23 protein-coding genes are annotated in these 26,034 nt (G+C 42.4%); 17 read left to right on the forward strand and 6 right to left on the reverse strand.

Translation table 11 applies throughout. The annotated features are described in order from the left end of the window. Window positions 1-76: 76 nt before the first annotated feature. Window positions 77-952, reverse strand: coding sequence for a LysR family transcriptional regulator (locus T3H97_RS08585; RefSeq protein ID WP_328802269.1), 876 nt, complete (start codon window positions 950-952; stop codon window positions 77-79). A 111-nt stretch (window positions 953-1,063) separates the two neighbouring features. On the opposite strand from T3H97_RS08585, the gene T3H97_RS08590 reads away from it, so the two are divergent. The 7 genes from T3H97_RS08590 (at window position 1,064) to T3H97_RS08620 (ending at window position 8,777) form a co-directional block, all read left to right on the forward strand. Further along, entirely contained in the window at window positions 1,064-1,450 is a 387-nt protein-coding gene (locus T3H97_RS08590; protein WP_328802270.1) for a tautomerase family protein, read from the forward strand. Then, window positions 1,447-1,782, forward strand: coding sequence for a carboxymuconolactone decarboxylase family protein (locus tag T3H97_RS08595; protein WP_328802271.1), 336 nt, complete (start codon window positions 1,447-1,449; stop codon window positions 1,780-1,782). The genes T3H97_RS08590 and T3H97_RS08595 overlap by 4 nt, the downstream gene beginning before the upstream one ends. Before the next feature lie 244 nt (window positions 1,783-2,026). Next, on the forward strand, window positions 2,027-2,884 hold the full coding sequence (gene licT, locus T3H97_RS08600) for a BglG family transcription antiterminator LicT (RefSeq protein ID WP_028542871.1): 858 nt from the start codon (window positions 2,027-2,029) through the stop codon (window positions 2,882-2,884). 184 nt (window positions 2,885-3,068) lie between these two features. After that, the gene (locus tag T3H97_RS08605; protein ID WP_328802272.1) at window positions 3,069-4,949 is read left to right on the forward strand and encodes a beta-glucoside-specific PTS transporter subunit IIABC; all 1,881 of its coding nucleotides are present in this window, start codon (window positions 3,069-3,071) and stop codon (window positions 4,947-4,949) included. A gap of 73 nt (window positions 4,950-5,022) precedes the next feature. Continuing rightward, window positions 5,023-6,432: a glycoside hydrolase family 1 protein gene (locus T3H97_RS08610; RefSeq protein ID WP_328802273.1), complete on the forward strand. Its 1,410-nt coding sequence runs from the start codon at window positions 5,023-5,025 to the stop codon at window positions 6,430-6,432. Between the two features lie 179 nt (window positions 6,433-6,611). Then, window positions 6,612-7,514, forward strand: a complete 903-nt coding sequence (locus tag T3H97_RS08615; RefSeq protein ID WP_023987954.1) for a LysR family transcriptional regulator — start codon at window positions 6,612-6,614, stop codon at window positions 7,512-7,514. Window positions 7,515-7,637: 123 nt separating this feature from the next. After that, window positions 7,638-8,777, forward strand: coding sequence for a 5-methyltetrahydropteroyltriglutamate--homocysteine S-methyltransferase (locus T3H97_RS08620; RefSeq protein WP_328802274.1), 1,140 nt, complete (start codon window positions 7,638-7,640; stop codon window positions 8,775-8,777). Between the two features lie 1,688 nt (window positions 8,778-10,465). Here T3H97_RS08620 and T3H97_RS08625 read toward each other — a convergent pair. From T3H97_RS08625 to T3H97_RS08635, 3 genes are all read right to left on the reverse strand, one after another. Further along, complete coding sequence (locus tag T3H97_RS08625; RefSeq protein WP_328802275.1) at window positions 10,466-13,357, reverse strand: DEAD/DEAH box helicase; 2,892 nt, start codon at window positions 13,355-13,357, stop codon at window positions 10,466-10,468. A 1-nt stretch (window position 13,358) separates the two neighbouring features. Continuing rightward, a complete protein-coding gene (locus T3H97_RS08630) occupies window positions 13,359-13,757 on the reverse strand; it encodes a (deoxy)nucleoside triphosphate pyrophosphohydrolase (RefSeq protein ID WP_328802276.1) in 399 nt (132 codons plus the stop codon). Window positions 13,758-14,308: 551 nt separating this feature from the next. Further along, a complete protein-coding gene (locus T3H97_RS08635; RefSeq protein ID WP_328802277.1) occupies window positions 14,309-14,647 on the reverse strand; it encodes a helix-turn-helix domain-containing protein in 339 nt (112 codons plus the stop codon). A gap of 336 nt (window positions 14,648-14,983) precedes the next feature. On the opposite strand from T3H97_RS08635, the gene T3H97_RS08640 reads away from it, so the two are divergent. From T3H97_RS08640 to T3H97_RS08650, 3 genes are all read left to right on the forward strand, one after another. Next, window positions 14,984-15,271, forward strand: a complete 288-nt coding sequence (locus tag T3H97_RS08640) for a hypothetical protein (RefSeq protein ID WP_254664440.1) — start codon at window positions 14,984-14,986, stop codon at window positions 15,269-15,271. A gap of 100 nt (window positions 15,272-15,371) precedes the next feature. Continuing rightward, window positions 15,372-15,470 (forward strand): hypothetical protein, encoded by a 99-nt coding sequence (locus T3H97_RS08645; protein WP_014599622.1) that lies wholly within the window; start codon window positions 15,372-15,374, stop codon window positions 15,468-15,470. Between the two features lie 222 nt (window positions 15,471-15,692). After that, window positions 15,693-16,142 (forward strand): DUF6386 family protein, encoded by a 450-nt coding sequence (locus tag T3H97_RS08650; RefSeq protein WP_328802278.1) that lies wholly within the window; start codon window positions 15,693-15,695, stop codon window positions 16,140-16,142. Window positions 16,143-16,275: 133 nt separating this feature from the next. On the opposite strand, the gene T3H97_RS08655 is transcribed toward T3H97_RS08650, so the two are convergent. Further along, entirely contained in the window at window positions 16,276-17,406 is a 1,131-nt protein-coding gene (locus T3H97_RS08655) for a phosphodiester glycosidase family protein (RefSeq protein ID WP_328802279.1), read from the reverse strand. Between the two features lie 130 nt (window positions 17,407-17,536). On the opposite strand from T3H97_RS08655, the gene T3H97_RS08660 reads away from it, so the two are divergent. From T3H97_RS08660 to nspC, 7 genes are all read left to right on the forward strand, one after another. Next, a complete protein-coding gene (locus T3H97_RS08660; protein WP_328802280.1) occupies window positions 17,537-18,007 on the forward strand; it encodes a DUF7716 domain-containing protein in 471 nt (156 codons plus the stop codon). Between the two features lie 120 nt (window positions 18,008-18,127). Continuing rightward, a complete protein-coding gene (locus T3H97_RS08665) occupies window positions 18,128-19,375 on the forward strand; it encodes a hypothetical protein (protein ID WP_328802281.1) in 1,248 nt (415 codons plus the stop codon). Between the two features lie 155 nt (window positions 19,376-19,530). Beyond that, entirely contained in the window at window positions 19,531-20,154 is a 624-nt protein-coding gene (locus T3H97_RS08670; RefSeq protein WP_053325132.1) for an SMI1/KNR4 family protein, read from the forward strand. 180 nt (window positions 20,155-20,334) lie between these two features. After that, window positions 20,335-22,215, forward strand: coding sequence for a molecular chaperone HtpG (gene htpG / locus T3H97_RS08675; RefSeq protein ID WP_328802282.1), 1,881 nt, complete (start codon window positions 20,335-20,337; stop codon window positions 22,213-22,215). 151 nt (window positions 22,216-22,366) lie between these two features. Then, window positions 22,367-22,627, forward strand: coding sequence for a bacteriocin immunity protein (locus tag T3H97_RS08680; protein ID WP_328802283.1), 261 nt, complete (start codon window positions 22,367-22,369; stop codon window positions 22,625-22,627). Between the two features lie 315 nt (window positions 22,628-22,942). Beyond that, window positions 22,943-24,142, forward strand: a complete 1,200-nt coding sequence (locus T3H97_RS08685; RefSeq protein ID WP_013309649.1) for a saccharopine dehydrogenase family protein — start codon at window positions 22,943-22,945, stop codon at window positions 24,140-24,142. Window positions 24,143-24,150: 8 nt separating this feature from the next. Further along, complete coding sequence (gene nspC, locus T3H97_RS08690) at window positions 24,151-25,290, forward strand: carboxynorspermidine decarboxylase (RefSeq protein WP_328802284.1); 1,140 nt, start codon at window positions 24,151-24,153, stop codon at window positions 25,288-25,290. A gap of 142 nt (window positions 25,291-25,432) precedes the next feature. On the opposite strand, the gene T3H97_RS08695 is transcribed toward nspC, so the two are convergent. Next, on the reverse strand, window positions 25,433-25,933 hold the full coding sequence (locus T3H97_RS08695; RefSeq protein WP_328802285.1) for a hypothetical protein: 501 nt from the start codon (window positions 25,931-25,933) through the stop codon (window positions 25,433-25,435). Between the last annotated feature and the right edge of the window lie 101 nt (window positions 25,934-26,034).

Here is a 26,034-nt window from a genome sequence, read left to right on the forward strand (position 1 = left end):
AGTGTTTAGCGGCTTTTTCTTTATGTAAAGGTGTCGGCTTTGCCTATATAGCTTATTAGTAGTTATTGCATTGGAGCTATAGCCTACAAAGCTCCTTAACCAGCTGCATAAACAGCTTTCGGGCCGAAGACATATACTGCTGGTGATGGTTGTTTTGTAGGAGTCCAATGGGAATATTCGGGTCTGTTAACTGGATGGGGACGGTGACCATTTCCTCCTGCATAGGCATTGACGATAGAACCACTCCAACTGATGGAATCGTTTTTACGAATGTGGGGATCGACGAGATTTGACTGACAGTATAAAAAAACGGCATCGACGGGAAGCGTGAAAGCTCTTTCTCCAGTCGTATATGGTACAAGCAGTTCTTACCTCCGACGATAAGCGGATACTCGTACAGATCTTCGAGATGAAGCTCACTTTTTGCCGCGAAGGGATGATTACGGGACACAATAAAGGCGATGTGTTCGTGATACAAGGGTTCAAAGTGTAAGGAAGGAATCGAGTGAGGTTCCCCGGAGATTGCAAAATCCAGCTTACCGTCCACCAAAGCATTTGCGAGTGCATCCGTGTTTCCAACTGTAAAATGGCACGTAATATTCGGTTTATGCTCTCGAAACTGCTGCAGAACCAAGGGCAGTACGGTAGCCGCCATCGTTTCAATCACACCGATATGGAGCGTGCCAATCTCCTCCTTTTTCAAAGACTTCGCCTGATCCATCACAAAATTCCAATGCTGAATAAGCCCGTCTATCTCCTCGGCATATAGTTTGCCTGGGGACGTTAACTCCGCATCCCATCCCCTTTTAAAAAGTTGAAACCCCAGCTCCTTCTCTAGCCTCTGGATTTGGCTCGTGACTGTAGACTGAGCGTAGTTTAATTTGACAGCAGCTTTTGAAAACGTTCCTTCTTCGATTATAGTACGAAATGTAGTTAATTCTTTCAGATCCATGCTTGCTCATCTCCATCGGTGAAATTGAATATATTTATGATTATTTTCAATTATACAGATGAAGGTAAGGGGAGTACAATCATCTTATCCCAACAGATAGGAGAGATGAACATGCCATTTGTACGAGTTGGCTACATGGAGCAGCAATACACAGAGCAAGAGCTGCCTGGGATTAGTCGCTGTATCATGAATGCTTTGATCGAACATTTTCAGGTTCCGGAAAAAGATTACTTTCAGGTTTTTCATGCTCATAAGCAAAGCGAGTTTTATTATAGTCCCGATTATTTGAATGTACCCAGAACAGATAAGCTGCTGTATATCCAAATTACAATGGGAACGGGTAGAACTACGGAACAAAAAAAGGGTTTCTACCAAAAGTTAGCGGAACTCTTATCTATTGAATGTAAGATTAGACTGGAGGATGTATTTGTGACACTGGTAGAGACTGAATTAGAGGATTGGTCCTTTGGCAACGGACTTGCCCAAATGATCTTATGAAGCATAAATTAATCAGATCGAGTGTTCGGGAAACCATCGGTGATTTTGCTCCCGCTTTTGTAGGTTATACGGAGGATGTTCTTTTTGGAGATGTATGGAGAAGAAGTGAGCTATCTCTAAGGGAACGGAGTCTCATTACAGTTGCCGCTCTGGTAGCGGGTGAGCATGTAAATCAACTCCCTTATCATCTGGTGCTGGCCAAGGAGAATGAGATTTCGGAGGAAGAACTGGTTGAGGTCATTACACAGCTTGCCTTTTACGTAGGATGGCCGCGGGCAGCCTCAGCTATTCAGGTTGCCAAAGAGATATTTTGCAAAGAGAAAGAGAGTTAAGCATGAACCCAAAAGCTGCTAAGCACAAAGGATTCCGAGTGTTTGGCGGTTTTTTGGCATGATTGTATTGTTATTCTGTATTGAAAGCGGTATAGTAAAGGTAATTGAATGAGGGGTGAAGTGCCCTTCGGGATTGTTACTGGTAAGCAGGCGATACCCAAATAATGACTAATTGATTTAGTCGTTATTTGGTTTTTTTTGTTATTACAAACTTTGTCATTACATCAATGAGGTGAGCAGATAAATGATCATCCGGCAAATTTTTAACAACAATGTCATCCGAGTCGAAAATCAGGTGGGTCATGAATTTGTTGTCATAGGGAATGGCCTGGGCTTTAAAAAGAAAAATGGCCAGAGGGTCGATGAGGAAAAAATAGAAAAAACCTTTGTATTAAAGTCTGATAAAATTCCACAAAAATTAATAGATCTTATTGGGGAAACATCTGTAGAGTATTTAAAGGTGGCGGATGAAATTGTAGGCGGCGCAAAAAAGGAAATGGGAGATATTTTTAGTGATAATATCTATATTTCTCTGATTGACCATATTCAATTTGCCATCTCTCGATACAGAAAATCCGTGGGACTTAAAAATTCACTCTTATGGCAAATTAAAAAATTCTACAAAAAAGAATTTATGATCGGAATGAATGCATTGGACATCATCCATGCTCAATTTGGCATCCAAATGGATGAGCATGAAGCAAGCTTTATTGCTATGCATTTTGTAAATGCAAGACAAGACGGTCAGGGAATGAAACAAACGGTTGAGATCACCGAGGTCATTGATGACATTTTCAACATTGTAACCGATTACTATCAGATTACACTGGATGAAACTTCGTTCAATTATTCCCGGTTTATTACTCATTTGCAGTACTTTGCCCAACGATTGCTGAGCAATGAACAAGAACAACTAGCTTCAGGGGATAATTTCTTGTATGACCAAGTCAAAGATAAATACGAGAGGGCTTTTCAATGCACCCAATTAATTAATCAATATTTGGAGTTAAAGCATGAAAGTGCTATGTCAATTGACGAAAAAGTGTATTTGACGATTCATATACAGCGTGTAACCTCCAGAAACGATATGGCTACTTCTTAGAAAAAAAAGCTTGCAAACGATTTCTAAGTGATTTATAGTAGGCTCACAACTTAAATATAAGGATTGTTACTGGTTAAGCAGGCGATACCTAAATGAATGGCAGTGATCATGTTCTTTGATCATACAGGCCTTTCGTTTAGGTATTTTTTTGTTTTCAGGCAATCTGCCCAAGAGGAGAATGAACATGGACCATAAGAAAATGGGCGAAGACATCGTACGTCTCGTTGGAGGAGAAGAAAATATCAATGGGCTTGTCCACTGTGCTACACGACTCCGATTTGACCTGAAGGATTCACGAAAAGCCGAAAGAGAAGCGCTTGAGAAGCACGAGGGGATCATTACAGTTGTTGAAAGCGGAGGACAATTTCAAGTTGTTATTGGCAGCCATGTTGCCTATGTATATGCGGAGATTATGAAAAACAGGGATTTTGGATCGAATTCCCCTGCAGCCAGTGAATCCAGTGGTAAAAAAACATCGGTCATATCCACAATCTTTGAAGTCATTTCGGGCAGTTTCTCCCCGTTGATTCCGGCGATGGCGGGCTCGGGAATGATAAAAGCATTGCTGACGGTTTTGACCTTGCTGGGATGGATGTCTGCAACAAGTGATACCTATCTGATTCTGTCTGCTGCAGGGAATGCTGTGTTTTACTTCTTGCCTATTTTGCTGGGGATTACGCTTGGTATAAAGCTGAAGGCGAATCCTTATGTAGCTGGTGTGATCGGTGCGGCTCTCATGGAACCCAACTTTACGGGGCTGATGGACAAAGGAGCTGATGTATCGTTTTTAGGAATACCGGTGGTCATGATGAACTACTCCGCCAGCGTTTTCCCGATTTTCATATCCATTAGCATCTATGCGTTAGTGGATAAGTTTTTGAAAAAGATCATTCTTAAGGATTTACAGCTTTTTTTAGTTCCGATGTTGGCTTTAATGATTATGGTTCCGCTATCTGCGATGGCTTTCGGACCTTTCGGTACAGGGGTAGGAGATTGGATTTCTTCAGGTGTGACATGGTTAATCGGTGTAAGTGGCATTTTGTCAGGGATTGTTCTTGGCGGTTTTATGACTTTTATGGTCGTCTTCGGACTTCACTGGGGTTTTACGCCCATTACGATTCAAAATATCGGTGTTGGCGGTGATCCGATTGAGGCGATGGCAGCAGCAGCTGTATTTGCTCAAATTGGTGTCGCATTTGGTATCTTCCTGAAGGCGAGAAAAGATAAAACACTTAGAACTCTTGCTGGTTCCACAAGTATTACAGGATTGCTGGCTGGTGTGACAGAGCCGATTGTGTATGGACTTGTACTTCGCTTTAAACGTGTCATTCCAATCGTTATTATCGCAGGGGCTATAGGCGGTGCCATCAATGGACATTTTGGGGTGAAAATGACGGCTTATGTGTTTCACAACATTTTTGCGATTCCAGTGTATACGCCAACCTTGGTTTACGTGATTGCCATTGCCTGCTCATTCGCGGCAGCAACCGTACTAACCCTAATTTTTGGGTATGAAAGCAAGGTAAAGGAGGAGACCCCAGAAACAGTTGAATCCGTGAAAACAGCAGAACCAGAGCCTGTTGTTACAGCAACCAAGGCCGTTGATATTAAGAAAGAAACAATATACAGCCCGATCACAGGCAGGACCACACCACTGAGTCAAGTGAATGATTCCGCATTTTCTACAGGTGCTATGGGAAAAGGGTTAGCCATTGAACCGTCTGTGGGTGAGGTTGTAGCCCCAATAGATGGAGTCGTAACCTCGCTGTTCCCCACAGGACATGCTATAGGATTGACTTCCAGTGCAGGTACAGAGATATTAATTCATATCGGAATTAACACCGTTGCGCTGAAAGGGAAGCATTTTAATCCAGTGGTTAAAGAGGGCGACAGCGTGAAACAGGGGGATTTGTTAATCCAATTTGACAGGGAACAGATCATAGAAGCAGGATACGAAATCGTAACGCCTGTCATCGTCACACTGACGAAACATAAAGTGGACGTATTTGAGACAAATCAGGAGCAGATTCAAAAAAATGAAGTATTGTTAACTTTGGTTGTGTGATACTGGCAAGCATCATCACATATATGAATTGCGAACATCAAAAGGATATAACTATAACTGGAGGGACTATATCATGAAACATAATCAATTGAAGGCATTTCCTGAAAATTTTTTCTGGGGAGCTTCCACTTCTGCTTATCAAGTAGAGGGTGCATGGGACGAAGATGGTAAAGGACCTTCTGTCATTGACATGGCTAATCACGTCGAAGGGGTCACTGATTTTAAGGTAACCAGTGATCATTACCATATGTTCAAAGAAGACGTAGCTCTGATGGCTGAAATGGGCTTTAAAGCATATCGTTTCTCTATTGCTTGGACACGTATTTATCCCAAGGGCGCAGGTGAAGTTAATCAGAAGGGAATCGCGTTTTACGGCTCATTAATTGACGAACTAATTAAATACGGAATTGAACCGATTGTTACTATGTATCATTTTGATCTGCCTTATGCTCTTGAAAAACAAGGCGGCTGGTCGAAGAGGGAGACGATTGATGCCTTCGAACAATATGCTAAAACATTGTTTGAGAACTTTGGAGACAGGGTGAAATATTGGTTAACCATTAATGAGCAGAACATGCTGATTCTCCATCCCGGTTCTATTGGCACATTAGATACAAGTTTGGAAAATCCGCAAAAGGTACTGTACCAACAAAATCATCATATGTTAGTAGCGCAGGCGAAAGCGATGGTATTGTGCCATGAAATGCTACCTGACGCGAAAATTGGACCAGCGCCGAATATCGGGGTTATCTATCCAGCCAGTTCCAAGCCGGAAGATACACTGGCGGCTGATAACTATGCAGCCATTCGCAACTGGCTCTATCTGGATATGGCTGTATTTGGCCGTTACAATCACATTGCGTGGAGCTATTTGGTCGAGAAAGGCTATGAGCCTGTCATTGAAGAAGGGGATATGGACATTTTAGCGAAGGGGAACCCGGACTTTATCGCATTTAATTATTATACCTCTCAAACCGTAGGAGAAAGTTTAGATGACGGAAATGATTTTTCACATACAGGAGATCAGCATGAAATTGTGGGTGAACCCGGAGCGTACCGAGGTTCCGTCAACCCCAACCTGCAAACGACGGAGTTTGGTTGGGAGATTGATCCGGTCGGCTTTAGAACTACGTTACGCCAAATTTATTCTCGCTACCACTTGCCTTTAATCGTGACAGAGAACGGCTTGGGCGCTTTTGACGAGCTTGAAGAAGGGGATGTAGTGAATGATCCTTATCGTATTGACTTTTTCAAGAAACATATCGAGCAGATTCAACTGGCTATTACAGACGGTGTAGAAGTATTCGGCTTCTGTCCGTGGTCTGCGATTGATCTTGTTAGTACCCATCAGGGCTCCAGCAAGCGTTATGGGTTTATCTATGTGGATCGTGAGGAGTTTGATCTCAAAGATCTGCGTCGTATTCGTAAACAAAGCTTCTATTGGTATCAAAAGCTGATCTCCACAAACGGTGAAATTCGTTAATTAAAGCAGCCGTGAAAAAGCACCTCCTTGAAATGGAAGATTTCCATTTAGGGAGGTGTTTATATTTTTTAAACCTTAGGGGAGAGGCTGATTTCATTTAAGCAACAATTATCCCTTTTCCAGAAGTGTGATTATGTATTATATAATAGAAGAAACACAAACGGAAAGGACATCATGCATTGACCTTACAACAATTAAAATATGTCATTGAGGTTGCCAATCGCGGTTCCATGAATGAGGCGGCGAAGCGGTTGTTCATTTCCCAGCCCAGTCTGTCGAACGCGATTCGTGATCTGGAGGAAGAAATTCATATCACCATTTTTGAGCGTACCAATAAGGGGATTTCTTTGTCCAAGGAAGGCGTGGAATTCCTCGGTTATGCACGTCAGGTCGTTGAGCAGGCAGAGTTGCTGGAAAGTCGCTATCTGGATGCCAAGCCTTCACCACAACATTTTGCTGTGTCCACGCAACATTACGCTTTTGCTGTAAATGCATTCGTAAATCTGGTAAATCAATATGGTCAAGAAGAGTATGAATTGGCTTTGCGAGAGACCAAAACCCATGAAATCATACAGGATGTCAAAAGCCTGCGCAGTGAGATTGGAATCCTGTATCTGAACGAATTTAACGCCAAGGTCATTAACAAGCTGCTAAAAGATGCGAATCTGCAATTCAATAGCCTGTTTACGGCCAAGCCGCATATTTTTATCAGTGCCAATAATCCGCTATCCCGACAGTCTATCGTGACCATTGATCAGCTTCATCCGTATCCGTATTTGTCCTTTGAACAAGGGGAGTACAATTCCTTTCACTTCTCCGAGGAGATTCTCAGTACGTTATCGCATCCCAAAAGCATTCGTGTCCATGACCGGGCGACCCTCTTTAATCTGCTCATTGGCTTGAACGGCTATACGATTTCTACCGGGGTGATCAGTGCGGATCTGAACGGTAACGACATTATTTCCGTCCCTCTGGAATGTGATGAGTCTATTAATGTGGGATGGATTTGCCATAAAAACGCTGCGCTCTCCAAGCTGGCCACTGTCTATGTAGAAGCGCTGCATGAGGCGATAGGGGAATAAAAGGTTGGGTATAGCCTTAGGCTATAACTAGCTATAGTTTATTGGAGTTACCTTATAACTGAAAATGTATGTTATCTTTCTTACAAGAACTTCACTACAGAAGCGAAAAAGGAGATAACCCTAATGAGCAGCATCCTTGATAATGCATCCCAACGTAAAGTGACCCCTTTTAGACATGATATGGTCGGCAGCTTTTTGCGCCCGCAAGCGATTAAAGACGCCAGAATTCAATTTCAAAATAATGAAATCTCTGCGGACGAGCTGAGAAAGATTGAAGATAACGAAATTATCAAGCTAGTGGAAAAGCAAAAATCCGTAGGACTTCAAGCCGTGACAGACGGTGAATTCAGACGCTCCTGGTGGCATCTTGATTTTATGTGGGGTCTGGACGGCGTGGAAAAGGTACAGCTTTCGAACGGCTACCAATTCCAAGGTGTGGAAACAAGAGCGGAAACCGCACGCTTGTCCGGTAAAATTGGACATTCCCGTCATCCTTTCATTGAAGATTTCAAATTCCTGAAGCAAGTAGCAGGTGAGGATGCGATCGCGCGCCAAACGATCCCGGCACCTGCGCAATTCCTGGCCGAGCTGTTGCGTGGCGAAAATAAAGAAACAACCAATACGTATTACAGCAATCTGGATGAGCTGGTGACGGATATCGCCAAAGCTTACAAATCCGTGATTCAAGCGTTGTACAATGAGGGCTGCCGCAGCTTGCAACTGGATGATTGCACATGGGGTATGCTCTGTGATAAAAACTATTGGGAAGCTAGACAGCATGCGGGTGAGAATGTGGAAGATACCAAAAAGCTGTTTGCCCGTGTGAATCAGGAAACGGTGAAGGATCTTCCAGCCGATTTGGTCGTTACGACCCACGTATGCCGTGGTAACTACCATTCCACCTGGGCATCTTCTGGAGGCTATGAGCCTGTAGCTGAAACCCTGTTCGGCATCGACAACATCGACGGCTACTACCTCGAATTCGATACCGACCGTGCAGGTGATTTCACACCGCTTAAGCATCTGAAAGATCAAAAGCAGGTCGTACTGGGCCTCGTTTCCTCCAAAACGGGTGAACTGGAAGACAAGCAGACGGTCATTAATCGTATTAAGGAAGCGACTCAATTCGTCGACATCAACCACATCTGCCTCAGCCCACAATGCGGTTTTGCTTCGACAGAAGAGGGCAATGTTCTGACAGAAGAGCAGCAGTGGAAAAAGCTTGCTTTCATTAAAGAGATTGCGGACGAGATTTGGAAGTAAGGGTTAATAGATTCTCAAACAAAAACACGCCACTTGTGGGCGTGTTTTTTATATGAAAACCGACCTACAGCATATGAATCGGCACCGTAGGGCAAGAACCTTTATTGGACATTGAAGGATAGATACAACAATTAAAATCCGACTTGAAGGAATTAATGAATCTCAAACGACTGAATCATATATGATGAAGAGACGAACTGCTTTCCAGTGAACTCAACGAGCTACGATAACAGACTCTGATATTAAAGGATAGAAGAGGTAGAGGGTTAGCAAGCGAAAATCAAGGACCGTGGAGATGAGATTATTCAAATTTCAAACAATCGGCAAGCTATACTAGAACAATTTGTTGATAACCTAATTAATGCGTTGGTGGAGAAGATCACGATTCTCTCACCAGTGCATTTTGTTTTTACCTTGAAATGTGGAATGAGCATAGATGAAATATTGGACTAACAAAATCATAGGCTAAAACGATCAATAGGCTAACGAATAGCTGCGGGTTGTATGACGGGAAGAATCAATCAAATCCCGTCTTTTACCCTTCTATATACATGGATTGTTTGTCCTGACTTAGCTGATAACCTATGGCTTCTTCCCGTTCAGATAACAGGCGTTGATTATCCTCGTTTTGGTTAATTTTGAATTGATTCATTTGAGTGAATAGATGCTCGTCTTCTGATGAACAAGAAGCTTGCTGTTCATTGGCTAGTTCCAATTGATAAAATCGCTAGCGTAATGCTTCTTGAAACCAATCTGGCCAACTTGACATGAAACAGTTGTAGGATTAGTCGGCTCTGGACTTACTGGCAGCATCAGCGGCTGGAGTGGTTAATGATCGTTCACAAGCTAGATCTAGTCTTAAACAAGCATATAATTATATTCAACGTATGTAATTTTCGAATGAAGAGTAATAAAATTAGCAAAGGTGATATTAAACCTTTGCTAATTTTATTTTAAAGGGGGACATGCAAATATGGTTTTCGTTATTATCTCGATAGTATCTTTCTTACTACTATTTTTTCTGATTTATAGAATTATTAAATATAAGACAAGGAAATATAACCGTGAAAATTTTGGGCTATCATTAATTATGCTTCTTATTCTAGGAGGAAGAATATATACCAATACAGGAGAATCTAATCTAAAACCCTTGCTAATAGGTTATACATTTTTGTTCTCTGGTTTATTATTAATTTTTTTATTTGGCATGATTCGTAAGAAAAATAGTAAGCAATGAAGGGAAGACCGTTTTACTGGTCGTCGTTGGACTTTTTATGTTGTGAATTTTTATCATGGAAAATCAAATAAGGGAAAACATCGAGGCATCCATGCCCTAGTGATCAGGTCGGTCAATATGCCAGCCTTTTTTCATAAACAAGGTTTGTGAAAACGTTTTGTTTTTTATATATATTGTTGTGAGAAGTCAGGGGAGATGATTGACTTAAAGTTTTAATAACAGGGAAATAGACCGACTCCTTTAGAGAAGGCGGTCTATTCCTTTGTATTTTTATGACTAACTCACTGCGACAGTGATGATCATCGTTGCAATACGATAGTCGGTGTAAGTCCCCGATTAAAAAGGTACATAAAGAATTGTAACACGGTAGATACTGCATAGAGGCCAATATTTTGTGAGGTTTAAACTGCTTCAGGACTTTGAGAAATCTCTTATAAGGTGGAACTTAAACTCAAAATTTAGTCAAATACCCATACAGCTTACTCTCCACCGAATTCTCCAATACTAGATTCATATGCACAACGGATATTGAATTACCATTTTTATCGAGCATGGTCGCCTGATAGGCGCTGTTTTGGCCGGGGTGTACTTTACCCAGATAATAAAATTCAATTCCATCCGCATCGTTTCTTTTTACGAATAAATGCAAGTCGATCTTTAACTGGTCTGCCTTAATAATGGTTTGAACTTCCTCAGATTCAAGGGTTCGTCTATTTTTTGTCGACCATTTCAGAATCTCTGGACTAATAAATTCTTCCTGATAGTTTGTGCTCGCTTCCACCTTTTCGTGTTTGTGATAAGTTACAAAGATTGGACAGGTCTGATGCTTCGTCTTGTACCCGTACATGGTGGAACTTTCATCGCTGTACCACTTTAATAGTTTACATGAGTCTTTTCTAGAATACTTTTTATATAAAGTTAGCGGCTCACTATATACATACTGCTCATTTTTAAGAAAAGCACTATGAACAATATCTACAATCATTTGTCTAAAATATGCATTGTTCTGCAAGGAGCGACTCATCATCGGATGAAAAGAAAAATGTTGGTCCTGAACGAATTCAACGATTGCCAAGTCTCCGTATTTTTTCTTCGTCGGTTCAGTGAAAAAAGACATGTCCAGAACCCGTTTAACGGATCTAATCGTTTCAGAATCTGTATAGCAGCCTTTTTCATTGAGGGAATTTACATACTCCTCATAGGAAACATTATCTTTGGCAAGCAACAGCTTCAGCAGTACAAGTTCATGCCTGCGTTTCCCATTCAAAATCTCAGCCGATAGCATCGTCAAATATTTTTGCTCCTGCTCGGATAGGTGGGGCACAGTTTCCTTGATCTTCTGTAAAAAGTGATAGTAGCTTGAATGCTTGTCTGCAAAAACAAGTGGATCAATTGAGTCATGCTCAATAAAATCTATCAATTGAGGAATTCGATTCAACCGATTTTTGAGTTCGATATATGCTTCTCTCAGGATTTTAAGCTCTGTTAAATTACTCTCGCTAATTGAGCGGAAAATCTGTTGCATCGCGATTTCTTCAAAGTTGATGGTAGATACACCTTTAATATAACTGGTGTCCTTCATATGGCGACGTATGTTGTCCTTGTTTTGCGACTTGTCTCCGGAGAGAGCAATGGGTATCAAATAGTTGTTTTTATAGTTGCCAATAAAGTCGATGATTGTGACGAACTCTTTGTCTGGATGTTTGCGTAGACCGCGTCCTAACTGCTGGATAAAGACGATACTCGATTGTGTTTGACGAAGCATTATGACTTGGTTAATACATGGAATGTCGATTCCTTCATTAAAGATGTCCACCGTAAGGATATAATCCAGTTTTCCAGATTCAAGATCAGTGACACAACGAATACGTACTTCCTGACGATCATTTCCAGTCAAAGCTAAGGTACGGTAACCTCTCGCATTTAGCATGTCCGATAGCTGAAAGGTCTCTTGTTTGCTACTGCAAAAGACCAATCCTTTTACGGATTCACCAGAATGTCCATAATATTCTATCTTTTCGATTAAGTAAGAAACACGTTCGCTCGTAACGAGTTGAGAGAGCATTGAAGTATCATCAATAAGCTGACCGTTGTGTTCAAAATCAGTGACGCCAAAATAGTGAAATGGACACAGCATATCCTCTTCCAAAGCTTCCTGTAGACGGATCTCATAGGCGATATTATAATCGAACAGTTCATAAATGTTAAAGTTATCGGTTCGCTCTGGAGTAGCGGTCATGCCGAGCAGAAATGTGGGCTCAAAATGATTAATAACTTTAAGATAAGAATCTGCTCCGGCTTTGTGAACTTCATCAATCAAGATGTAGTCAAACGCTTTAGGATCGAAATTTGTTAGTACGGAGCTTTTAGAAATAGTCTGTATTGTTGCAAAGAGATATTTGGCATGTTCAACTCTGCTGGTGCCCGATAGAATGCCATAATCGCCATCCTTCCCTCCAATAATTCGTTGGTAGTCGGACATGGACTTTTGCAATATTTGTTCTCGGTGTACTATGAATAGCATTCGATTTGGTGCAAAGTTTCTTACGTCAAACGCAGAAAGATAGGTTTTGCCTGTCCCAGTCGCCGAAATGACCAAACCTTTATGCGATCCGCTATTGCGGAGTTCCTGCAGATTCTTTAATGCACGCTGCTGCATTTTATTAGGTAAGATTGGACTATAGATGGGCTGAGGAATTGTTTCAGGAATCAGAGGCATTGCCTCTTGAACTTTTCGGTTTGCTTTTTGAGTCTCTTCATAAAGAATTTGATACGCTTCGATCCATTTGTGTGTTAGCGGAACAGCATTTTGCCATGCCTTTTCAAATTCACTTTGGAATTGTCCCAAAAGCCCCCCATGTTTGAAGGAAGTCAGTTTCACGTTCCACTCGTAGTTAGCTTTTAACGCCTGTGCTGTTAGGTTGGAGCTTCCCATAATAATAGTAGAGTAACCTTCATGATGGAAGACATACCCTTTGGCATGAAAACCACTTAGATCTGTTAAACGAACTTCAACATTTGTGATTTTCAACAACTCTCTAAAAATTTTGGGTTTATTGAAGTTCAAGTAATTTGAGGTTAAGATTTTTCCGGTTATTCCACGTGCTTTTAGATCAGCTAATTGAGACTTGAGGGTGGCCAAACCACTCTCTGTAATAAAAGCAACGGAAAAAGTGAAAGAGTGACAGTGAGATAGTTCTTCCAGCAAAGGTGTAAGGACATAATCGTTTGTCTCCTTATTGTTGACCAGAAGTTTAGGCTTATATTGATCCAGAGAGTTTTGCTGCTGATTAATAAACGCCCAGTTTAAAGAATCATTTAAATGCTGGATGGGAGTGTTCATTTTATTTGGCCAACTGCTCCCGAATTTTCTTTACAGCAGGAATGTCAGCAGGTGCCCATTCCAGAGACATCAGCTCATGTGCGGGCAGCCACTGGATCGCAACGTGTTCAGTCAATTTGGGCTTACCACTCACTAGGTGACAATAGAAAGTAGATAGGTGGACAAAACCAAAGTCATATTCGTACACGGTCGTCTCGATCTTCTCGCCAATCTCAATCTCGCAGTTCATTTCTTCGTCGATCTCACGTTTTAGTGCAGCCTGGGGTGTTTCGCCTTCCTCAATCTTTCCGCCGGGGAATTCCCACTTGTAGGCCAACGTTTTAGTAGCTCCTCGCTGCGCACAGAGGATATTTTCATTTTCGATTATGACAGCTCCAACAACATGAATATGTTTTTTCATAAGTTCCCTCCGGTTATGCAGCTTGATATTTATGTAGCGAATTCTACATTTATATTCCTATTCTATTCTATTATAGTGTGGGGATTTCGGCTACATGCTAGGGATGGAAAAGGAGGGAGGCATTTGTAAGCATATTTTAAATATAACAACTAAGCATTTTACGCTATTCAAGCTCGATACATTCTTGTCTAGTACGATGTACAATGCTATTGCCTTTCATTTAAACGATTCCATATTGATTTTATATAAATAGGATATTGTGGTAATTATAAGATAATTATACATTAATATCGAATATTTATGTTTGTTCGGGGGAATTGCATGATCAGCTTGATTTGCTTTAAATTTCATTCTCCCCACAGTAGTTGAATGCCATTTCGTTCGCTTCGATTTTTATAACGATGAACGAGACGCACTGAAAACTAAAAAAACTGACACCAATGGAATATTGGCGTCAGTACACGACTACATTCCATTGTCTGCTAGATGGGGATTGACCAGATCACTAAGAGACAGTTGGGGGTGTTTGGCATGAAAACAAAAAAATCCTTTTAATTTGTAATCTCCCGTATCACATTCCTCGCCAAACGTACTTTCTCAGGACTCGATTTTTTGAGCATCGTAATAATTTCTATAATATCTTCATCAGACTCCACAATTTGGGGGTCCTCGCTTACATATGAAAACAACTGAACTAAGTTTACGTCTAGAGCTTTTGCGATCTTAGCTACATTTATCAAAGAAACATTCTTTTCTCCACGTTCAATCTGTCCAATGTATGTAAAATGAAAGCCACCTTTTTCCCCAAGAGCTTCTTGTGAGAGGCCTTTTTCTTTGCGTAACACTCTAATTCTAGCCCCAACTAGCTTTAACACTTCTTTGTCCTGCATTTGTCTACACCCCTTCATACTAAAAAGTGTAGACAAGATTTTCTTGGGTAAACATGAGATTAAGAATCGTATATTTAGCACTCGTTATATCTATAAGTATTATTTCAGAGTATAATAAGACTAATATTGAAATTCTCTGGAGGAATAGATATGAAAGAAGCTCCTTCTACCTTTATTCCAAGTCCCACCCAACCATCCAGACCCTCACAACACCTGCATAAATCAATAACCGATTTCCACAATCTATCCCAATACCACATGAAACTAGCCAAAATCCTATACAAGCACAATCAAGTCCAATGCTGCATTATCCTATGTGACTGGGCGTTAACCTCCATGTTAAAAGCTATATATATGAAAGAAAACAACAGCCTTTTCCCTCCCGGATTCCTGTCTATGACTGACCTGCTGCACTTATTACATACCGAAACCAACCCGGGATTGGATGTTGTCGTATTTATAGGCACCACTCAATTTCTTTCATCCCAGTTAGAAACCCCGCTCCTTCAAAAAATGAAGTACAAGGATGTGAGCAGGTTACTGCGAAGAACGGACGACATTCTCTGCCAGTTGTCATCCAGAGTCATTAGCGATCTATCTCAAACGTATCAGTCCATTTTCTGAGTAGCCCTTCCATGGCAAATAAACTTGCCGATTCGCCCTGTCGTTATCCGCTTTTCTTCATACGATAAGAGTAAGCTTTAACGCAAGGAGGGATTCAGACATGGGTGAAGTAGGTTACGGTGGAGCATGGACATCCACAGGAGCGATTTTGGTATTGTTTATTTTGTTGGTAATTATTACTAAGTCTTTTCTGATCTAACAGCAGGTTAGCATCGCTTAAATCCACAAATCCGCCTTCTTTCACGACATCGTGAGGGAGGGCTTTTTTATGCAGAATGGGTGTTAGCCCAACATGTTGTCTGGTCCTGCAAGCATTGCTATACTTTACATACAGGGAGATTTTCCCTCAAGTATATTGCAATATGGATAGCGTAAGACGTGGAAAAACAAGAAAATCGCTGACCAAAATCAGGAGGATCGCATGATGAATACGGCAAGCAGTCCATTTCAATTTACAACAGACACGGCGACTCTTTGCTTATTTGATCCGCAAGCACTTAAGCACCGCTTGGACGATGATCCGGATTGGTGGTCCATCGAAGAGGACGAGCTGGGCGAGTTGAACAAAGGAAATGTAGCTTTTTTGAATCTTGGAGCCGATGGGACCTATGAGGTTGTGATGACAGATCATATCGACAAGCCTGCTGTACGGCTGTTTTTGAAGGTTCCCTCAGGCAACCTATTTATTGGAGCAGGGGAGGAAGCCACAAGTGATGGACTGGAGCCTGAATGTGTATGGGGAGGGACGTTCCTTTCTGTGCAACCGGGACTTTATGAATGCTTGGCGAGCAAAGAAGACAACCGTATTTATCTTTCTTTAAAAAAAGGAAGCGAAGGCAGCAATAGCTTTACAGGTCTGATTCGATTGTAGGTTGCAGGCTCAACCCGTAACGGCCCATACAAGCCACCTGAACCGGTGGAAGCAGGAACAACTGAAACCGGGGGAAATGAAAAAAGGGTTATCCCCACGGCTTACACATCCGTGAAGATAGCCCTTTATCTGTCTATTGAAACTTTACAATAATGGCATTGCTGATTTGGCGGCCGGGTGTGGTGAGGTAGGAGCCGTTGTAATACAGCCCGCTGGAAGCACCGCCGTCCAGATTCATGGCCTGATAAGCGCCGGCCTGCTTCATCATTTGGGCGAGCTGCGGTATAGTCGCTCCACTTGTGGTCAGGAGGATTAGCTTATGATCCCGACTCATTCCGAGTGCGCTGCGGGCGCCGCCGCCTGTTAATATTTTAGGGTCCTTGAAGCCTTCGACTTTGACATTTAGGGAAACCTGTCCGTTTGTGACCAGACGAGGCCCAGCTTGCAGGGCACCTTCGATGTTACCTTGGCTTAAGCGTTGTTCAAAGGCAGAACCCGACATTAACTCAGATAAATGGTTAGCATCGTAGGTGAAGACCGTCCGTTGGTCGCCGGAGCTTTTTTTCAATATCTTTCCGTGACTGACTAGGTAGCCGTAAGGCGTTTTGTAGGAGCTTTTGGTATAGGCGTCAAAGAATGTGCCATTTATGGCTACAACCGCTTGATTGCGTTTGGCGAGACTGCTCAAGTCTTCCACTTTGCCGATAGTATTGCCTGCCAGAGCCACATCCAGGCTTACCTTGGGATGGAGCATAGAGATGGTGACCACCTTAGCGGAAAAGGTACGAGATCCGACCTTGAAGCTTTTATGAGCCGTCGTAATGGGTATAGTATTTCCGGGTAGCTTACCGGTAAGTACCGGAAGCGTGACGGACGTTGTACCCTGCTTAATGCGTACAGCTGAGGTTTCCTTTTGCCATGAGACTTGCAGGTTTAGATATTGGCTGATGAACTGCAAGGGTACATAGGTCGAACCATTATCGGTAAAAGGAGCATTTTGCAAACGGACCGTTTGATCGTTCACTTTGGCAGTAGATTTTCCGGTAAATAGGGTAATCCGAGTATTGCCTTGCGCAATTTCTATTTTTTTGTCCGCTGCCGTCATGTTGAGTGTGATCCCTTCATAGCTGTTCAGGAGACGAAGCGGGATGAAGGAGTGGTTACTCTGGTCCACATAGACCAGCATAGGTGCTGGGGCAGCAGCGTAGATCGGGGATACAAGTAATAGCAAGGACAGGATAACAAGTGCGGTGATTCTTTTCATGAATAGATCAATCTCCTTATGTAGTCTTGACACTTTACGAGGTGCTTGTAATTATATCGGGTTTTATGAGTTGTAAATGTATGTTATGCGAATTTGAGTGTTAGCTGATATAGGAAGCGGGGGGTTGAAGATGAGCAGGTATGAGACAAGACTTGAGGATTACCGTCGCAGAGAGCGCCCGTCTTATCGTGTATTTGAAGGATTGCAGGAATTGGTGCGTAGCGTGGGGCAACTGCATAATAACTGGTTATATGTGAATGTAGATCAATGGGATCAGGACCCTGTTCACACACCGATTTATTATTGGGATGAGCATTGGCTAGAGGAATGTGCAGAGGAGGGTACAGTCGTAACCAACGAACAGGACGAGTATATTCCCAAGTGGGTGCCGGATCGTCAGGTTCAAACCTGGTTTGAGTTGGCGACCTTCGAAAGTATTGTGGAAGTCCTTAAGGCTGCTGGACAGCCAGTGACGCTTCAGATGGTGATTATGGCGGTAAAATACTATGACAAACGAGATGCCTATCTGGACTATGAAGAGGTGAAGGCAGTGACAGACCTGTGGTCTGTGCTGACAAAGGTGAGAAACCACCTTACATAATGAACAAAGCCTGTAGAACAAACGGGGCATACATACACTGGATGGGGGAAGCAAATGAGTTGGTTGAATCATGAAATGGCAGCAAAGTGGTGACAGGAAGGAAAAAGGTATGCCGCAGATGTGAATGAATTTGTCAGAGTCGGCATGGAAAGTGAATGGCAGCAGGAGCAATCAGAGCCTAAGCAGGACGAACGCCCCAAGCTGGCCAAAGATATTTTTCGTATGATTCAGGAGGCAAATCAGGCTGGTGAAATGGAGCAGTTACGTCGAGAGATTCCAGCCGCGTCTTGGCCGCTTACACCAGCGTTCGAGGAGGCTTTGCAAGCCGTTAGGCCGATAGCTTTTGTGAATGGAGGCAATGAAATCATTGTACATGCGGGCAATCCTCGGGAACGTGGGACGATCTATGTGACGGGAAAAGATAGAATCTTGCAAATCCCCGGACTGCATCGAGTAGGCTGTTCGCCGGACGGGACTTATTTTGCGTTGGTGGATGGACAGGGGATTCGTATTGTTCGTCAACCGGACCGAAATCTGCAAGGAGAAGAGACAGCACATTTTCAGTGGAAGGATATACAAGGACGCTTAAAAGCATCCATTCCTGATCTGGAGTGCTTGGGAGATGAGGATCATCCTGAGGATATATTAGATGAAGTGATTCCGTTTGGCGATGGACAGCGACTTCTGCTGGTTTGCGGTTACGGCGTTTATTTGCTGGGTGTTGATCAGGTGGATTTGATCCATCCCAAGGCGTCTGAACGAAGAGAACTAGAGCTGGAAGACACGATTGTGGATATGGCTCATGGAGCTGTTTCGAGGGATGGACGCTGGATCGCTTACGGCAGCCAGATGAGTGAGCATATGCTTATGGATCTGTCCGATAAGACGGTGCATACATTGGGGCCAAATTCTAGTTATCCGCATTATGCTCTGTTTTCCAAAGATGATCTGGATGTCTGGTATAATGCCTGTCATTTCTATAACGGTGCCACCATTCAAGTGTCGATTGCTGAGGTGGAGCAGGGTCTTGCTCAGAATAAGGAAGAATGGCCGATGATGAATGAAGAAATGCGAGTATACGCTGCAACAGCGCTGACACAAGGATCTATTTTGGGTGATGCCTACGGTTATCTCCGTCTGATTGACAGGGAGGGCCGTGAACTTTGGCGCTATTTTGTCGGCAATACGATATCCGGGCTGGCAGTTACACCTGATGAAAGTATGTTGGCGGTTGGAACGTATGGCGGTATGCTTCATTTGATTGATTTGCAGAGCGGCACGAAGGACGAATATAGCATTGGCACCGCTCCAATTCAAGAGACGGCGCGTTGGATGATCTGGCGTAACTATGAGCCATTGCGCTGGTAATACTAATATTCCGCAAATGGTGATAAAAGCAAGTTCTGATAAGCTGAACTTAAAAAGTGTAGAAACACATGATTACAATGCTATTTTCAAATAGAGGGCATTTGGCATTAACCCATGATGCAAAATGTGAATAGAGAGGAAAGAGGTGTGAGGACATGGACAAGAAAGCGGATATTCGTACATCCATGAAGGAACTATTTGCTCAGATGGATGAAGCCTTTTTTATGGATGTGGAAGAAAATGTACCGATTGAAATGCGTGATGGGAATGTCGACGAGGAGGGATGGATCAAGTGGAAGCCTCTTCCTTCACAGATTACTGAACAGGAAGTTCGGGAGATGGAGGAAAAATACCATTTTGAGCTGCCGCCCCTGCTGAGGAGTTTTATCATGTCCTACCATTATGTATCTTTACAATTCGATAATGAATCCATTCCGGGAGTATACTGGAGCGATTGTACGTTTGTTGAGTTTCCACGTCTGCCTGTAGGTCAAGGCTTAAAGGCATTTTATGATTTGCTCGATCAATGGTCACCTCTGCTGTCAGCAGGCTACATTCCTTTTGCAATAGCAGAGGACGACCAGGGTCCCGTTTGTTTAAATGCAGGCAGCAGACATAAGGACGGCGATTATCCTATTGTTTGGTTCTTTCATGAGGACCTACAGCATTTGAATGAGGATGAGCTGCGGATCAGGAGTAATCTGCTTCCCCATGTACAGGGGCTGTTTCCATCTTCTGTCGAAATGTTTAACGTGATGTTTAAGCACATTAGACACTAGCGATTTCCTAAAATGTAATTTTAATGTTCAGCCGACCGAGATATTGACATAAAAAATGAGGAATGTTATAAAAAAGGTAGGCTAGCACTCGAATGATGGGAGTGCTAACAAAGTTGAATCGTTTGCATAGCTCATATCCGCTGGCCTTACATAGGTTTATATCTGAAAGGAGATATCCGAATGGAGAAAAAACAGTTTCAGGCTGAGTCCAAGCGTCTGCTCGAAATGATGATTAACTCGATTTACACGCAAAAGGAAATTTTCCTAAGAGAGCTGATCTCCAATGCAAGTGATGCGATTGACAAAATTTATTACAAAGCATTGACGGATGATCAACTGGTCTTTGATAAAGAAAATTACTATATCAAAGTAACTGCCGATAAGGATAACAGAACGCTAACCCTGCGTGATACCGGGATTGGTATGACCAAGGAAGAACTAGAAAATAACCTGGGTGTTATTGCTAAAAGCGGCTCGCTGGCATTCAAAAATGAAAATGAATCCAAGGATGGTCATGACATCATCGGTCAATTCGGCGTGGGCTTCTATTCAGCTTTCATGGTAGCCGATGTGGTTACAGTAACTACCAAGGCTTTGGGAAGCGATACTGCATATAAATGGGAATCCACAGGTGCAGACGGGTATACCATTGAGGCAGCTGAGAAGGACGAGGTCGGAACCGAGATAGTTCTGAAAATCAAGGCAAACACCGAAGATGAGTCCTACGACGAATATTTGGACGAGTATCGTTTAAAAGCACTGATTAAAAAATACTCCGACTTTATCCGCTATCCGATTAAAATGGATATTACAGGCAAGCGTCTGAAAGAGGGAAGCGACAACGAGTTCGAGGATTACGAAGAAGAACAGCGTATCAACAGCATGGTTCCTATCTGGAGAAAAAACAAAAGCGAGCTGACCGACGAGGATTATCAAAATTTCTACGCGGAAAAACGCTATGGCTACGACAAGCCGCTCCAGCATATCCACGTCAGTGCGGATGGCGCGGTAGTGTACCAAGCTATTCTGTTTATTCCTGAAAATATTCCGTTTGATTTCTACTCCAAGGAATATGAAAAAGGGCTGGAGTTGTATGCCAACGGTGTGCTGATTATGGAAAAATCTCCTGACCTGCTGCCGGATTATTTTAGCTTTGTCAAAGGTATGGTCGACTCCGAAAGTCTGTCGCTCAACATTTCCAGAGAAATGCTGCAGCATGACCGTCAGCTGAAGCTGATTGCCAAAAATATCGAAAGCAAAATCAAAGGCCAATTGCTGACCTTGCTCAAAAATGACCGGGAGAAATATGATCAATTCTACAAATCATTTGGCAGACAATTAAAATTTGGTGTCTACAACGATTACGGCAGACATAAAGAAACTCTGCAGGATCTGCTCATGTTCTACTCTTCTACAGAGAAAAAGCAGGTTACTTTGGACGAATACGTATCGCGTATGCCAGAGGATCAGAAGTATATTTATTATGCTTCCGGGGAGTCCAATGAGCGTATTGAAAAACTGCCGCAAACCGAAATGGTGGCTGACAAAGGCTACGAAATTCTGTATTTCACCGATGATATTGATGAGTTCGCTATTAAAATGCTCTTAAGCTACAAAGAGAAAGAATTCAAATCTGTATCGAGCGGCGATCTGGGCATTGAGCCTGACGAAAACGAGAAAGAAACAGAAGCAGAACAAAACGACAACAAAGAGCTGTTCGAGTACATGAAGGGCTTGCTGGAAGGCAAGGTATCCAGTGTTAAAGCCTCCAAGCGCTTGAAGACACATCCGGTATGTCTGTCCGCAGACGGCGAAGTGACGATTGAGATGGAAAAAATCTTGAACGCCATGCCTAATAACGCCGATGTGAAAGCGAATAAAGTGCTGGAAATCAACGTAAACCATGCGGTGTTCAACTCTTTGAAAGAAGCTTTTGCCGAGGATAAGGAGAAGGTAAACCTCTATACGGCATTACTGTATAATCAGGCTTTGCTGATCGAAGGCTTGCCGCTGCAAGATCCGGTTGAATTCACGAACGATATTTGCAAAATCATGGTTTAACAAGCTTTATTATTGTATAGAGCCGTTCCCATAATGGGGGCGGCTTTATTTATCATAAACGCTTCTTAAAGCTCATAGGTCATATAGCGCTTACAGAAAAAAAGGATGGGCCCACACAATGATCATACTCAAAACAAAGGAGGGCGATTACATGAGTCTGGATCGAGCCAGCGAGGAACTCCAAAATTTAGACCGAAGTGAGCTTATAGAGTTAGTGGAAAAAATCATCAGAGGTGAGGGAACAGAAGAGGAAATCGACAGTATGCTGACCATAGTGAAGCAAAATACGCCCCATCCGGGGATCAGTAATTTGATCTACTGGGATGATCGTGATTTGAGTGCGGCAGAGATCGTAGATGAGGCATTACGCTATCAGCCCATTATTTTACCTCCACATGAATCTTCTTCATAGGATGCGGAGGGGTGGTCTTTTGTTTAGAAATAAGATAATATTAACTCTTTAGGGCTATGAGCATTATATTCAAAAAAACTTCCGTTAAATGCGTGCTGACTTCCTTGGATTGTATGGGGTAATGTTTGTTTTCCGCACACTTTACGGAGTCTTTATGCCTAATTTTGGGATTTTTAAAGTTTTTGTGACATGTTCCTGTGAATTTTGATACAGCAAATTGTCGTTTTTCTTGATTATTTGGTGGGATGTCTTTATAATCATTTTGTTTGCAAGAATGATTAGCGATTAGCGTATGGAATAAGGAGGTTATTTATTTTGGGAAAAGCATTGATTATTGGCGCCGGTGGCGTGGCCAGCGTTGTGGTGCATAAATGTTGCCAAAACCCAGATGTATTTGAAGAAATTTGTATCGCAAGCAGAACTGTTGAGAAATGCGATGCGCTTAAAGAGAAGCTGGGTGGAGGTCGTACGAAGATCCAAACGGCTCAGCTTGATGCTGACAACACCGACATGGTCATTGACTTGATTCGAAGCTTTCAACCGGATGTAGTTATCAATGTGGCTCTCCCTTATCAGGATTTGACGATAATGGATGCTTGCCTTGAGACAGGTGTTCATTACGTTGATACGGCGAACTATGAACCGCCGGATACGCCGAAGTTTGAATACAGCTGGCAATGGGCCTACAAAGAAAGATTCGAAAAAGCAGGAATTACAGCTCTGCTGGGCAGCGGTTTTGATCCAGGCGTAACTGGAGTATTTACGGCTTATGCTCAAAAGCACTACTTTGATGAAATTCATACGATTGATATTGTGGATGCGAATGCAGGGGACCACGGATATCCTTTTGCAACTAACTTTAATCCGGAAATCAATATTCGTGAAATTACGGCGAAGGGCCGTTACTTTGAAAACGGAGAATGGATTGAAACTGAGCCACTTTCTGAGAAAAAGGTATACGACCTTCCTGAAATTGGACCGAAAAATATATATCTTTTGTACCATGAAGAACTGGAATCTCTTGCAGTGAATATTAAAGGCGTGAAAAAAATCCGCTTCTGGATGACGTTCTCGGACAATTATCTGAATCATTTGAATGTACTTCAAAACGTAGGCATGACTTCGATCGAGCCTATTGATTACGAAGGACAACAAATCATTCCACTGCAATTCCTGAAAGCTATTTTGCCAGACCCGGCTTCTCTGGGACCAAGAACAAAAGGCAAAACGAACATTGGTTGCATCATCCAAGGTGTGAAAGATGGAAAACCAAAAACGTATTATGTTTACAATGTTTGTGATCATGAGGAATGTTATGCAGAGGTTGGCTCCCAAGCCATTTCTTACACAACTGGTGTTCCTGCCATGATCGGTGCAATGCTTATCATCAAAGGTATCTGGAAAAAACCAGGCGTTTACAACGTTGAGGAATTTGATCCAGATCCATTTATGGAAGCACTAAATAAACACGGATTGCCATGGCAAGAGAACTTTACGCCAACGTTGCTTGATTGAGGTCTGCGATGAATATTGATATTACAGGACTTCCATCACCTTGTTATCTTGTTGACGAAAGACTTCTTGTCAAAAACCTTGAGGTCTTAAATTCCGTTCAAGAGCGGACAGGCTGCAGTATCTTGCTCGCTCTTAAGGGATTTTCGATGTTTTCGACCTTTCCTCTGGTTGGCAAATATTTAAAAGGCGTAACCTCCAGTTCGTTGTTCGAGGCCAGACTCGGTCGCGAAAAAATGGACAAGGAAGTTCACGTATACGCACCTGCTTATGTAGACAGTGAATTTGATGAGCTATTGGAATATGTTGACCATATTGTTTTCAACTCCTTTGATCAACTGAAACGCTACAAAAGCAGAGTGCAAAGCGTAACTTCCAAAAAAATCGACATCGGCATTCGGGTTAATCCGGAATATTCGGAAATCGAAACGCCGTTGTATGATCCTTGCTACAACAACTCCAGAATGGGTGTGACTCTGGCTAACTTTAGACCTGAGGATCTGGATGGCGTGGACGGTATTCATTTTCATACGATGTGTGAACAGAATTCAGATACGCTAGAGCGCACCATTAAAGTCGTGGATGAGAAATTCGGGCCATACATTAAGAACATGAAATGGCTTAATTTCGGCGGCGGTCACCATATTACCAGAGAAGACTATGATCTGGACACGCTGGTACGCTGTATTCAATATTTCCAGGATAAATATGGTGTGCAGGTTTATCTGGAGCCAGGCGAAGCAATTGCTTTGAATACTGGATATCTAGTGGCTACCGTATTGGATACGATGAAAAACGGAATGGATATTGCCATTCTGGATACTTCGGCTGAATGTCATATGCCTGACGTGCTGGCTATGCCATATCGCCCTAATATCATTGATGCAGGCAAACCTGGTGAGTATGCACATACTTACAGACTTGGTGGACTTACGTGCTTGGCTGGAGATGTAATTGGAGACTATTCCTTTAAAGAGCCATTGAAGCCGGGAGACAAGCTTGTATTCTGCGACATGGCCCATTACACGATGGTTAAAAATCATATGTTTAACGGAGTCAACCTGCCAGCCATCGCTAGCTACAACGACGAAGAAGGCATCAAGGTAATCCGTCAGTTCTCCTACGAGGACTTTAGCTCACGTTTGTCGTAAGACTTACACAGGGGTAAAAGAACTAAGTGCACCGAATAGAATGACTGAACTACAAAAGCCTCACCCCTTGAGAAAGGGGTGAGGCTTTTTGGCATAGTTATGTTTTATTAATTTTTTAAACTACTAAGTAAGTTACATAATTTTAAATAGCTTCAGAAGAAACTTTATAAAAGAATGTATTTCCTGTGTAAGGTTGAAGTCCTGGCGCATCGACGACTAGGTAGTATTCCTTACCTTTTTCAAGTTCTACATCTAAAAAATAGTTACCGTCTCTTGAACGTTTAATTTTATTACCAGTACTATCGTAAACAGTCATTTCCAACCAGGAATCAGAATATCTGTCTCCCTGAATTGTAAAATGAACTTTTTGAGCTTCAAAAGCCTTAAATTTAAATACGTCAATGGCTTCCCAGACTCCGGGTACCCCTTCTTTACCAAGGGTTCCAATGACAGCATCACCAATAAAATAATAGTTAGCTTGCTCAAACCAATCATTTGGCTCCTGTTCATTATATTCAAGTGTAGAGGCAAGTGTTGATTCCTTTGCTACGGGTACAGAATTTGCTTCTTCGGCTAAAGCAACACTGGCAGTAGTACTCAGCATAAGTGTAAGACCTAATGAAGCTAATAACGTTTTTTTCATGGATAAGAGTCCTCTCTTTTTTGGATTTATACTCATTAGTATAAACGAGCCATAAGCACGAAGAAGGTATAAACGTAATCCGTCGTTCTCCTACGAGGATA

The sequence above is a fragment of the Paenibacillus sp. LX16 genome (assembly GCF_036252815.1).
GTDB classification, from domain to species: Bacteria; Bacillota; Bacilli; order Paenibacillales; family Paenibacillaceae; genus Paenibacillus; species Paenibacillus polymyxa_B.